Source organism: Microbulbifer sp. SH-1 (assembly GCF_011326135.1).
GTDB lineage: Bacteria > Pseudomonadota > Gammaproteobacteria > Pseudomonadales > Cellvibrionaceae > Microbulbifer > Microbulbifer harenosus.
Genome location: NZ_CP046948.1, coordinates 73,525 through 86,093, shown reverse-complemented (window position 1 = coordinate 86,093; position 12,569 = coordinate 73,525). Strand labels below are relative to the sequence as shown.

Here is a 12,569-nt window from a genome sequence, read left to right as displayed (position 1 = left end):
GCGCAATGATAGAGAATAGTTGTTATCTGCCGGTGCGGCGGATATAGGTGGCGGGGTCTACCGGGCGGTTGTTTTTGTAGACTTCGAAATGAACATGCGGGCCAGTGGAGCGGCCACTGGAACCCATCAGAGCGATAACCTGGCCTTTCTTGACCACATCACCCAACTTCACCTTGAGTTCACTGTTGTGTCCATAGCGGGTTTTGTAGCCGTTGCCGTGGTTGATTTCCACCAGCTGGCCGTAGCCGTTGCGGTCTTCCGCCCAGGTCACTACACCCGCGGCCACGGACACGACGTCGGAGCCGCTCTTGCCGGCAAAATCCACCCCCTTGTGCCAGGAGCGGCGGCCACTGAACGGGTCGGTGCGATAGCCATAGCGGGACGACATCCAACCGCGGGAAATGGGGCGACCGGCAATAAACTGCTCGTCCTGTAACTGGCGGTTCGACAGCAGGGTATCCAGGGTGGTGAGCTGCATCTGGCGGTCTTCGATCTGATCCGACAGTTCGCCGATCGCCGCAAGGAATTCCGGAGGCTGGTATGGCAGATCGCCGGCACCGGTAATACCCGGATCTTCCGGACCGCCCACGGCAGGCGTGCTGCCAAACTGGAACTCGCCTTCGTCCATCTTGGCCAGAGTGGTGAGGCGCTCGCCGAGAGCATCGAGACGGGTAAGGCGCGCCTGCATTTCCGCCAGTTTGACGGTCAGCGCAGTGAGCTGTTCGCGGGCCTGGCGGTCGGCCTCGCTGATATCTTCCTGTTGCTTGCGCAGGGCTTTGTTCCAGGCTTTTACTGCGCGGGAATCGAAGACATCGGACTCCGCCGCCGGCAAGTTGACGCCAATCCACAGCGCGCCGACGGGCAGACCAAGCAGGCAGAGGCTGAGCAGGGCTTTGCTCAGTCCACCAAAATTGAAGCTGCGGGAGATTCCTCCGCGCTCACTGACCAGAATTACTTTCATATCAGGCGTGCTAGATCTGCGACATTTTGTTGTTGTCTTGCTTGCTCACCGGATTCGGGCTGTTCTCCCCATCCGGCGCCGGGCTGTCGCGTCCTGCTGCGCCCCTGGCCATCCTGTTGGCCTGATGCCGCCAATGTAACAGCAATTGGCAACACAAAAAGTTTACAAACGCACAATTCCGCACAAGGGTCACATTGCACGGCAAGTACGAAAAATAATTGTGTAAAAAAGCCGGCAGTTGGGTGCCGGCTTTACTGATTGTTTACACCGCCAGGATCGGTTTGACGTATGAGATTGGCGCCTCTTCCTGCTCGCCTTCAAACGTCACCATTTCCCAGGCGTCTTCCTGCGCCATCAGGGTGCGCAGAGACTTATTGTTCAGCGCGTGGCCGGATTTGAACGCCTTGAACTCACCGATGACACTGGTACCCAGCAGGTACAGGTCGCCGATGGCATCGAGAATCTTGTGCTTTACGAATTCGTCTTCGTAGCGCAGACCGCCTTCGTTGAGGATCCGGTACTGATCGATCACGATCGCGTTGTCCACACTGCCACCCTGGACCAGACCCTTGGAGCGCAGGTACTCGATTTCATGCATGAAGCCAAAGGTGCGCGCGCGGCTCACTTCCTTCACGAAGGAGGTGCTGGAAAAGTCCACGGAGGATGTCAGATTGCGGCCCTGGAACACCGGGTGGTCGAAGTCAATGGTGAAAGACACCTTGAAGCCGTTGAATGGCAGGAAGCTGGCAACCTTGTCCCCCTCTTCTACGGTAACCGGCTTCTTGATCCGCAGGAATTTCTTTGGCGCGGCCTGCTCCTGAATACCCGCAGACTGGATAAGGAAAACAAATGGACCGGCACTGCCGTCCATGATCGGTACTTCCTGAGCAGAAAGTTCGACAATCGCATTGTCGATACCCAGCCCCGCCATCGCAGACAACAGATGTTCAACAGTGGCGATGCGCACGTCGCCCTTCACCAGCGTGGTGGAAAGCAGGGTGTCGCCCACGTTTTCAGCACGCGCTTCAATCTCAACTACCGGATCCAGATCGACCCGACGGAACACGATGCCGCTATTGACTGGCGCCGGCTTCAGAGTCAGAACAACCTTTTTACCGGTGTGCAGACCAACGCCAGTGGCGCGAATGGCATTTTTGAGAGTGCGCTGTTTGATCATCTATATCCAGGTTCCCAAGTCGGTAAACTGCGCACAGGTCGCAGCGAGCCGGCAATAATAACAGAAAACTACCGCCAAAACCACAGATACAACTTCAGTCATATCCAGGGGTCTGGCCAGGCGAATCCGCCTCTGATTTTACAAGCATAGCCCAGCGCGAAGACTGCAACGCCAAACCAGCGCGCTGAGCTGTCATTTATTGTACGCGTCTGTCGGTTTTCCGAAGGTTAACAAGTGTTAACTTTTGCCAAAAAACCTGCCAGTCACCGAGTATTTTCCATGGCGCCCCTGAATTTCGCCTGAACATTGAGCTTCCCTGCATGCATAACTTCTTCCTGACCCAGCGGAACCGTTTATCCGGGCGATCGGTTCCGCACCCGAAAAGGAGGGCGGAGACCCGGCCTTGCGGCCGGGAGAAGACATGAGCAGATGTTCCGCCCCCACTCCCCGGGGCGGATCAGTCAGCCTGACGGCGCAGAAACGCGGGAATATCCAGGTATTCCATGTCCTGATCCGGGTTCAGCGGCGGCATTGAACGCGGCTTGCGCTCACTGTCCATACGGTTCGCGCGCAGCTCCTGCTGAACTTCCCGGGTTGGCTCCGCGTTACTTACCGGACGCATGGTCTCGCGGGTCTCCGCGCGGCGCGCGCTGGTGTTATCCACCACTTTGGTGGGGCGAGCCACCTGCGCGGTCGCTTCGCCGAGACCGGCGGCAACCACGGTTACGCGCATCTCGTCGCCCAGCTTGTCGTCCACTGCGGTACCGATCACCACGGTGGCGTCGTCGGAGGCAATTTCCTGCACAATCTGCCCAACTTCTGAGTATTCACCCAGGGTCAGCTCCTGACAGCCGCCTTCCTCGCTACCGGTGATGATGTTCACCAGGATGCCGCGCGCGCCCTGCAGGTTAACGTTGTCCAGCAGCGGGCTGCGCACCGCTTTCTCCGCCGCTTCGCGGGCGCGGTTCTCACCTACGGCAGCGCCGGAACCCATCATCGCCATCCCCATTTCGGACATGACGGTGCGCACATCGGCGAAGTCCACGTTCATGATGCCCGGGCGGATCATCAGATCGGCGATCCCCTGGACCGCGCCCAGCAGCACATTGTCCGCCTCCTTGTAGGCGGCCTTCATGGTGATCTTGTTGCCGAGTACTTCCAGCAGGCGATCGTTGGGAATGGTGATCAGGGAGTCCACCTTGTCGCGGAGCTCGAGGATGCCCTCTTCCGCCACGGTCGCGCGTTTGCGGCCCTCGATCATGAACGGACGGGTAACCACCGCAACGGTGAGGATGCCCAGATCCTTGGCAATTTCCGCCACGATCGGAGCGCCGCCGGTTCCGGTGCCGCCGCCCATGCCGGCGGTGATGAAAACCATATCCGCACCGGTCAGCACTTCGGCGATGCGCTCGCGATCTTCCAGTGCGGACTGGCGACCCACATCCGGGTTGGCACCGGCACCCAGACCGCGGGTAATGGTGTTCCCCAGTTGCAGAATGGTGTGCGCCTGCACATCTTTCAGCGCCTGCGCGTCGGTGTTAGCACAGATAAAATCCACACCGTCGACATCGCACGCGATCATGTGCTTGACGGCGTTGCCGCCACCGCCACCCACACCGATCACCTTGATGACAGGCTTGTCCTGTACGCTATCTACGAGTTCGAACATTGCTGTTCCCCTTTTTTGCTCATGTCCAAATTTAATTATCGATCCCGGTAATTATTTTCCGCCCAAAGGCATCGCGTTAAAGATTGCCTCTGAACCAGTGTTTCACCTTGTCCCACCACTGATTTTCATTGCGCACTTCGCCGCGCGGGCGACTGCGTTTGTTCTCTTCCGATTTCAGCGCATACATCAGCAGACCAACGCCAGTGGAATAAATCGGATTGCTGACAATGTCGGTCAAACCGGCAATGCCCTGGGGTACCGCGAGACGCACCGGCATATGAAAAATTTCCTCGGCCAGTTCCACAGCCCCTTCCATTTTCGATGAGCCGCCAGTGAGCACGATGCCCGCTGCACACAGGTCTTCGAAACCGCTGCGGCGCAGTTCCGCCTGCACCAATGTGAACAGCTCGTCGTAGCGGGGTTCCACCACTTCCGCCAACGCCTGGCGGGACAGGTCCCGCGGTGCGCGGTCGCCCACGCTTGGCACCTTGATGGTTTCCCCTTCCCGTGCCAGCTTGGCAAGTGCACAGGCATACTTGATTTTCAGTTCTTCCGCATGCGGTGTCGGTGTGCGCAACGCCATGGCGATGTCGTTGGTCACCTGATCGCCGGCAATGGGGATAACACCGGTGTGGCGGATGGAGCCGCCGGTAAACACCGCGATATCAGTGGTGCCACCACCGATGTCCACCATGCATACACCCAGTTCTTTTTCATCATCCGTCAACACCGCGTAGCTCGAAGCCAGCTGCTCAAGGATGATGTCTTCCACTTCCAGACCGCAGCGGCGAATGCACTTCTCGATATTTTGCGCTGCATTGACCGCACCGCTGACCAGATGCACCTTGGCTTCCAGGCGCACCCCAGACATGCCCAACGGCTCCTTCACCCCTTCCTGACTGTCGATCAGGTATTCCTGCGGCAGGGTGTGCAGGATCTTTTGATCCGCGGGAATAGCCACCGCACGCGCAGCGTCTATTACACGATCCAGATCCTGCTGGGTAACTTCTCGATCCTTGATCGCCACGATGCCGTGGCTGTTCAAACTGCGGATATGGCTGCCGGCAATGCCGGCGTAGACAGAGTGAATCTCGCATCCCGCCATCAGCTCCGCTTCCTCAACCGCGCGCTGGATGGATTGCACTGTGGATTCGATATTCACCACCACGCCCCGCTTCATACCGGTCGAGCGGTGGGAGCCGATACCGACGATATTCAGTTCGCCGTTACCGGTCACCTCACCGACAATCGCCACGACCTTGGATGTACCGATATCCAGACCGACGACCATGCGTGGTTCCGTTGTTTGTGTCATTGAATTTTCAACCTCGCTGGACAGTCACTCCGATCCACATATGCCATGTCGGATCAGGGGAAAACCCACCTTTTTATCTACCTGTTTTATTGGGCACATCTAAAAATCTACTGCGCGTTCGCCTGACGGCGCCCGGCGGTGCTCGGCATGCTCATGTATGCGCTATACACTCCGCTGCCTCCGCTCCGGCGGCCACCGCCAGCCAACCGCTCGCTACGATTTTTAGAGGCACCCAGTTGTCAGTTTTCTGTTTTGTCTTTTTCTTTCCACTGCACCGCAACTGCATTGTTGTAACGGGTATCCACCCCGGCAACTTTCTGCAGATGCGGCGCCAGTACGCCGCGGGTCAGACGCAGGAAGCGGCCTACCCGCTCCAGCAATTCGTCGTGCCCCAGTTGCAAGCGAATACCGCTTACCAGTTCCAGCTGCCAGCCCGACAGATCGTCGAATGACAGGCGGCGCACTTCCATATCCTTGGTGGTCAAAAGCCCGGCCAGCGCCTGGTACTGGGCCATAATGCGTTCCACCAGCTCCGCGTCGCCGGCAAGCTCCGGCAAACGCAGGTTTTTTAAATTTTCAGGTCGCGGCAGCAATTCGCCGCTCGCAATCAACAACTGATCTCCGCCCCAAATTGCCAGTGGCTCGGCTTCCTCTACCGCCACCTCGACACCGTTTGGCCAGCGCCGGCTCACCGCCGCGTTCACGATCCACGGATTACTCAACAGCGCGGCACGCATACCGTCGATATCCAATGAAAAAAAACCGCGCTGCAAATACGGCAGCAATATATCTTCCACTTCCTGCTCGGTTACCGCGCGGAACGGGGCCTTCACCCGCACATTTTCCAGCGCATCCACCCGGCTGAGTTCCGCGGCGGGCACCTGCTGCCAAAGCCAGCGTGCGCTGTAGCCGACACCCGCCGCCACCGCCAGCAAAACCACCCCCAGCAGTACCACGCGCAGCGGTCTTAAGGGGGGCTCCGCATTCGGGTCAGGCCGTGCCCGTGCGCCGCGCAGTGCCGGCTTACCTTTTGCCTGTTTCTGTCGTTGCAACGGTTTTTCTCTGGCCACAATATTGTTTCGACTGCGTTATTTCCCAGAGCCGGCTTTATCGCCCAGCTGCCATTCCGCCAGTTGCTGCGCGAGTCCACCCACGTTGCCAGCACCTTGAGTCAGCACTATGTCACCAGGCTCCAGAAGGTCCGCAAGAATCGGCGGCACCTCATCCACTTTTTCCACAAAAATCGGATCGATCTGGCCGCGATTGCGAATACTGCGCGCCAGTGTGCGGCCGTCTGCGCCGGGAATCACTGCTTCGCCCGCGCTATATACATCCAGCAACACCAGTTTGTCGACCTGAGAAAGAACCTGAACGAAGTCCTCAAACAGATCGCGGGTACGCGTGTAGCGGTGCGGCTGGTATACCATGACCAGACGGCGCTCAGGCCAGCCGTCGCGGACGGTTTTTATGGTCGCGGCCACTTCCCGCGGATGGTGACCGTAGTCGTCCACCAGCATGACTTTTTCCGCGGCGGCGTCATCGCTGACCGGGTACTCACCGTAGATCTGGAAGCGGCGGCCAACCCCCTGGAATCCTTTCAGTCCCTCGCAGATGGCCGCATCGCTGATACCTTCTTCGCTCGCCACGGCGATGGCGGCAGTGGCATTCAGCACATTGTGAATACCGGGCACGTTGACGCAAACATCCAGTGCGCTGCCATCGGGACGCTGCACAGTGAAGAAACTGCGCAGCGGCTCCTGACGCACATCGCTGATGCGGAAGTCGTTGCCTTCGTCGAAACCGTACGTAGTCACCGGGCGCGCCATTTTCGGAATAACTGACTGCACATTGGCATCGTCACCGCACACCACCGCGAGGCCGTAAAACGGCAGGTTGTGAATAAAGTCGATGAAGATCTGCTTTACCTTCTCGAAATCACCACCATAGGTTTCCATGTGGTCCGCATCAATATTCGTCACCACCGTGACCATCGGTTGCAGATGCAGGAAAGAAGCATCGCTCTCGTCCGCCTCCGCGATCAGGTAACGGCCCTCTCCCAGCGCGGCATTGGCACCGGCACTGTTCACCAGCCCGCCGATAACAAACGTTGGGTCTTTGCCGTCTGCGGCAAATATGGAGGCGATCAGGCTGGTCGTGGTGGTCTTGCCATGGGTGCCCGCTACCGCAATGCCATAGCGGTAGCGCATCAGTTCACCCAGCATTTCCGCGCGGCGCACCACCGGAATACGATTTTCCCGCGCCGCAACCAGTTCCGGGTTATTGCCGTAGACCGCCGAAGAGTTCACCACGACATCCACATCGCGAATGTTCTCTGCGGTATGGCCGATCTGCACCTTGACGCCTAGGCTGCGCAAACGCTCGGTAACCTTGCTCTCGCGCAGGTCCGACCCTGACACCTCGTACCCCTGGTTCTGCAAGACTTCGGCGATGCCGCTCATGCCCGCACCACCTACACCGATAAAGTGAATGCGGCGGATACGGCGCATGGCCGGCACCTGGTAATTACTGTCGCCGTGGTCACTCATCGTCTTTCCGCCACTGGTTTGGTTCTGGATTTCGCGAGACATATCAACACCCCATCTGTTCGCGACACACCGCCAACACGCGGTCGGTGGCGTCCGGCCGGGCGACGCCGCGCGCGGCCTCTGCCATGGCCAATAATTTTTCCGGAGCGGCAAACAAATCTTCCAGCAATGCTGCCAGCTGGTCCGCGTCCAGCGCGTCCTGCTGAATCACTTTTGCCGCACCCGCCTGTTGTAACCACTCCCCATTTTTGGTCTGGTGATCGTCGATGGCGAAAGGGAAAGGCACCATGATGGCACCCACACCGGCCGCTGCAATTTCCGAAACCGTCAGTGCGCCGGAGCGACAGATCACCAAGTCTGCCTGACCGTAGGCCGCCGCCATATCCGCAATAAACGGCACAACTTCTGCTTCCACACCGGCGCGCTCGTACGCTTCTTTCGCTACATCCAGATGGCGCTGACCGGCCTGGTGCAACACTTGTGGACGTTTGGACAGATCCATTTTGGCCAGCGCCTGCGGCACCAGCTCATTGATGGCAACAGCGCCCAGGCTTCCACCCAGTACCAATAACCGCAACGGCTGCTGCTTGCCCACCCGCTCCGCCGGCGCCGGCAGTGCGGAAATTTCCGCGCGCACCGGATTGCCCACCTGCTGCGCCGACGGCAATCCACTAGGGAAAGCTTCCAGTACGCGGCTGGCTATTTTGGCCAGCAGGCGGTTGGTAGTGCCCGCCACAGCATTCTGCTCGTGAATAATCAGCGGTATGCCGCCGAGCCGTGCCGCTACACCGCCCGGACCTGTAGCAAAACCACCAAACCCCAGCACCGCGTCGGGCTTTACCACTTTCACCACATTGCGCGCCTGCCAAATGGCGCGGCTGATCTGCAGAGGAGCCTTCAGCAGTGCCGCGGAACCTTTGCCGCGCACACCTTCCACGGTAATGCAGTGCAGCGGAATATCCGCCGCCGGAATCAATTGCGATTCGATACCGCGCGTGGTGCCGAGCCATTCCACCGAAGCGCCCTGCGCCTGCAGTGCTTTCGCTACCGCGAGCGCGGGGAAAACATGACCACCGGTGCCGCCGGCCATCACCAAAAATTTCTTGCCCGCGAAGGGCTGTGCGTTGGCGGACTGCTCCATCACGCGGCCTCCCCGGTTTTTCTCTCGCCTTTTCTATCGCCCAGTTGTAGAGGATTGAAGATCGGCAACTGGCGGATTTTGCCGAGGCTGTCTTCATCTGCCTCGACCCCGCTGTTCAATTCATTCTGCGCGCGCCAGGCGAGCGCAAATAATGCAAAGCACACCACCAGGCTGGAACCGCCGGAACTGACAAATGGCAGGGTCAGCCCCTTGGTGGGCAGAAGTCCCGAGGCCACCCCCATATTCACAAATGCCTGCCCAGCCAATAGCACCGCGATGCCAAACAGCAGCAGCGCGGTAAAAAACGCCTGCTTCGCCAGCGCCTTGCGCACCAGTCGCAGCAGCGACCAGGTGAGTGCGGCATACAGGCCGATAACCACCAGGCCGCCAAGCATGCCCCACTCTTCCGCCAGAATTGCGAACACGAAATCCGTGTGCGCCTCCGGCAGGTAAAACAATTTCTGCACACTGTTCCCGAGCCCTACGCCGAACCACTCGCCGCGGCCGAAAGCAATCAGCGATTGCGTCAGCTGGTAACCGCCGGAAAACTGCTCGCCCCAAGGATCGAGAAATGTGGTGAGACGCTGCAGTCGATAAGGGCTGATCAACGCCATCATCACCAGGCCGCAGGCCGCCAGACCAACCAGCAAAAAGGTGTGCGGCAGGCGCGCACCGGCGAGAAACACCATCGCCAGCGCAGTGCCGGAAATCACCACCACGGAGCCGAAGTCCGGTTCCAGCAATAGCAGCAAGGCCACCACTCCCAGTACGGAAATGGGGATCATGAAACTGCTCCAGTGACGCAGTTTTTCATTGCGCCGGGTGAGAAAACTGGCAAAAAATACCAGACAGCAAAACTTGGCGATCTCTGCGGGCTGGACAGTAATCGGACCCAGTGCAATCCAGCGTATGCTGCCGTTGACCGAGCGCCCCACTCCGGGAATCAGCACCGCCAGTAACATGCCCAAAGCAAAGAACAGCAAGGTCCACGACAGGTTGGACCAGGTCGCCAGGGAAATCCGGCTCACCAGAAGCGCGCCAAACGCACCCGCGGCGAGAAACACTAGGTGACGCTTCAGGAAATACCAGGGATCACTGTACACATCCGCGGCAAACGCAATGGACGCGGACGCCACCATTACCACACCAATACTCGCCAGCGCGAACACACAGAACGGTAACACCCAGGCAAATTCATCTATCGGCTCGTTCGCGGCCAACTTCAATGGTGCGTTACTCATGCGCACCTCCATCGTCGGAAGATTGCACTAATGCACCGACTTCAGCGCGGAACACTTCGCCGCGGTGTTCAAAGTTGCGGAACATGTCAAAGCTCGCGCAGGCGGGCGACAGCAGCACGTAATCGCCGTCGCTGGCCAGTGCTTTGGCTTTGGCAATGGCATCGCCCATGTTGCCTGCGGCCTGTTGCGACACCAGCCCCTCAAATACCGCGGCGATCTTCGGGCCATCGACACCGATGGTAACCAGCCCACGCAAGGTCCCCACGGCTTGCGCCAGCGGTGAAAAGTCCGCGCCCTTGCCGTCTCCACCCGCAATCAATACGATCTTGCGCTCGCCATCGGCAAGGCCATCCAGCGCCGCGCGTGTCGCGCCCACATTGGTACCTTTGGAATCATTTACAAAGGTGATGCCATCCAGATCTGCCACCCGCTCGCAACGGTGCGCAAGACCGGCAAAAGTGCGCAGCACCTGGAGCATCGGCGCCATGGGTAGCCCCACCGCATGACCAAGAGCCAGCGCCGCCAATGCATTGGCCACGTTGTGGCTGCCCACCATGGCCATTTCGCGCGCGGGCATCAGCTTTTCATGACCCTTTGTGAGCCACTGCTGACCGCCTTCACTAATCACGCCAAACTGCTTCAGATCCGGTGTATCCAGGCCGAAACTCCACTCTATGCTGTCGCGGGACAGCGGGCCGCGAGTCAGCGGATCGGCGCGGTTGATCACCATCTGGCGCGCGTGGCGATACACGCGCTGTTTGGCACGGTGGTAGGCGCCAAGATTTGGATAGCGGTCCATGTGGTCCGCGCTGATATTCAGGATCGTCGCCACTTCCGGCGCCAGGGAATAAGTGGTTTCCAGTTGAAAGCTGGAGAGCTCAAGTACAAACAGCTCCGGCAGCTCGGCCCCAGGCGCCAGAAATTCCAGCACTGGTACACCAATATTGCCGCCCACTTTTACATTTACGCCGGCGGCCTCGGCCATCAGCCCCATCAAGGTGGTCACCGTGCTCTTGCCATTGGAGCCAGTGATGGCAATCACTTTCGGTGTCGGCTCTACCTTGGCCAGCTCACGTGCAAACAGTTCGATATCACCCACCACCGGAATACCGGCGGCAACCGCCGCGGCGATCGCGGGTTCTGCCACGCCGATACCCGGACTGGCGATAATTTCACTTGCCGCGAGCAGGGTTTCCCGCTTCAACGGGCCACACTCTACCGCCACGTCCGGAAACTCCGTGCGGAATGCTTCCAGCGCCGGCGGTGCCTCACGGCTGTCCACCACAACCGGAGAAATACCTCGGCTCAGCAGAAAGCGCACCACCGATTGCCCGGTAGCGCCCAGTCCGATCACCACTTTTTTCTCTGAGGTTGCGATGAGGTTCATTCGATCTGTTCTGTTTTCTTGACGTTCTGTTTTTCTCAGCGAAGTTTCAGGGTCGCGAGACCCGCCAGCACCAGTACCACGGTGATGATCCAGAAGCGCACGATCACTCGCGGCTCCGGCCAGCCCTTTAATTCAAAATGGTGGTGAAGTGGCGCCATGCGGAATATGCGTTTGCCAGTCAGCTTGAACGACGCCACCTGCAGGATCACGGAAACAGTTTCCATTACGAACACACCACCCATGATGAACAGTACGATTTCATGGCGGGTGATCACCGCAATGATGCCGAGCGCGGCACCCAGTGCCAGTGCGCCCACGTCACCCATGAAGACCTGCGCGGGATAGGTGTTGAACCACAGGAACCCAAGCCCGGCACCGCCCAGTGCCGCGCAGAACACCGCCAGTTCGCCTGCGCCGGAGATCGACGGAATATGCAGGTAAGTGGCGAATTCCACATGGCCCACCAGGTACGCGATTACGCCGAGAGCACCGCCGACCATCACCGACGGCATGATGGCGAGGCCGTCGAGCCCATCCGTGAGGTTCACCGCGTTACTGGAGCCCACCACCACGAAATAGGTGAGCAGAATGAACGCGGCCGGTCCCAGATTGATCGCCACATCCTTGAAGAAAGGCACGAACAGCTGGGTTTCCGCCGGGGAAGTGGCGCTCATGTAGAGATAGATCGCCGCACCGAGGCCGGCGACCGACTGCCAGAAATATTTCCAGCGCGCGATCAGACCGCGGGAATTTTTCTCCACCACTTTTTTGTAGTCGTCCACAAAGCCCACCGCGCCGAACACGAAGGTCACCAGCAGGGTGACCCACACCAGGCGATTGCTGAGATCCGACCACAGCAGTGATGAGGAAAAAATCGCGGCGAGAATCAGCGTGCCACCCATGGTGGGCGTGCCGGATTTGCTCAGGTGCGACTGCGGACCGTCGTCGCGCACCGCCTGCCCCACCTGCAGACGATTGAGCCAGGTGATCATGCGCGGCCCCACCAGCAGGGAAATACCCAGCGCCGTCAGCGCGCTCAGGATCGCACGCACGGTGAGGTAGTCGAAGACCGCAAAGCCTTTTACGTATTGTTGTAGAAGTTCAGCCAACCAAAGCAGCATTGGATTACCTT

The 12,569-nt window shown here is 59.1% G+C and carries 10 protein-coding genes; all 10 read right to left on the bottom strand.

Features of this window, described 5'->3' with window-relative positions; all coding sequences use genetic code 11:
• Positions 1-22: 22 nt before the first annotated feature.
• The 10 genes from GNX18_RS00445 to mraY all read right to left on the bottom strand — a co-directional run bounded on the left by GNX18_RS00445 (position 23) and on the right by mraY (position 12,558).
• Positions 23-961 (bottom strand): M23 family metallopeptidase, encoded by a 939-nt coding sequence (locus GNX18_RS00445; RefSeq protein ID WP_138235836.1) that lies wholly within the window; start codon positions 959-961, stop codon positions 23-25.
• A 262-nt stretch (positions 962-1,223) separates the two neighbouring features.
• Entirely contained in the window at positions 1,224-2,138 is a 915-nt protein-coding gene (gene lpxC / locus GNX18_RS00440) for a UDP-3-O-acyl-N-acetylglucosamine deacetylase (protein ID WP_138235835.1), read from the bottom strand.
• Between the two features lie 457 nt (positions 2,139-2,595).
• Positions 2,596-3,807, bottom strand: a complete 1,212-nt coding sequence (ftsZ, locus tag GNX18_RS00435) for a cell division protein FtsZ (protein ID WP_138235834.1) — start codon at positions 3,805-3,807, stop codon at positions 2,596-2,598.
• Between the two features lie 76 nt (positions 3,808-3,883).
• On the bottom strand, positions 3,884-5,122 hold the full coding sequence (gene ftsA / locus GNX18_RS00430) for a cell division protein FtsA (RefSeq protein WP_138235833.1): 1,239 nt from the start codon (positions 5,120-5,122) through the stop codon (positions 3,884-3,886).
• A gap of 239 nt (positions 5,123-5,361) precedes the next feature.
• Positions 5,362-6,174, bottom strand: a complete 813-nt coding sequence (locus GNX18_RS00425; protein ID WP_240914123.1) for a cell division protein FtsQ/DivIB — start codon at positions 6,172-6,174, stop codon at positions 5,362-5,364.
• Between the two features lie 36 nt (positions 6,175-6,210).
• On the bottom strand, positions 6,211-7,668 hold the full coding sequence (gene murC / locus GNX18_RS00420; protein ID WP_138235831.1) for a UDP-N-acetylmuramate--L-alanine ligase: 1,458 nt from the start codon (positions 7,666-7,668) through the stop codon (positions 6,211-6,213).
• Positions 7,669-7,711: 43 nt separating this feature from the next.
• On the bottom strand, positions 7,712-8,809 hold the full coding sequence (murG, locus tag GNX18_RS00415) for an undecaprenyldiphospho-muramoylpentapeptide beta-N-acetylglucosaminyltransferase (RefSeq protein WP_166220225.1): 1,098 nt from the start codon (positions 8,807-8,809) through the stop codon (positions 7,712-7,714).
• Positions 8,809-10,050: a putative lipid II flippase FtsW gene (ftsW, locus tag GNX18_RS00410; protein ID WP_166214740.1), complete on the bottom strand. Its 1,242-nt coding sequence runs from the start codon at positions 10,048-10,050 to the stop codon at positions 8,809-8,811. Before ftsW ends, murG begins: the two co-directional genes overlap by 1 nt.
• Positions 10,043-11,437, bottom strand: a complete 1,395-nt coding sequence (gene murD / locus GNX18_RS00405) for a UDP-N-acetylmuramoyl-L-alanine--D-glutamate ligase (protein ID WP_166214738.1) — start codon at positions 11,435-11,437, stop codon at positions 10,043-10,045. Before murD ends, ftsW begins: the two co-directional genes overlap by 8 nt.
• A gap of 35 nt (positions 11,438-11,472) precedes the next feature.
• Positions 11,473-12,558 carry a phospho-N-acetylmuramoyl-pentapeptide-transferase gene (gene mraY / locus GNX18_RS00400; protein WP_166214736.1) on the bottom strand — a complete coding sequence of 362 codons (1,086 nt, stop codon included), beginning with the start codon at positions 12,556-12,558 and terminating at the stop codon, positions 11,473-11,475.
• Positions 12,559-12,569 lie beyond the last annotated feature (11 nt).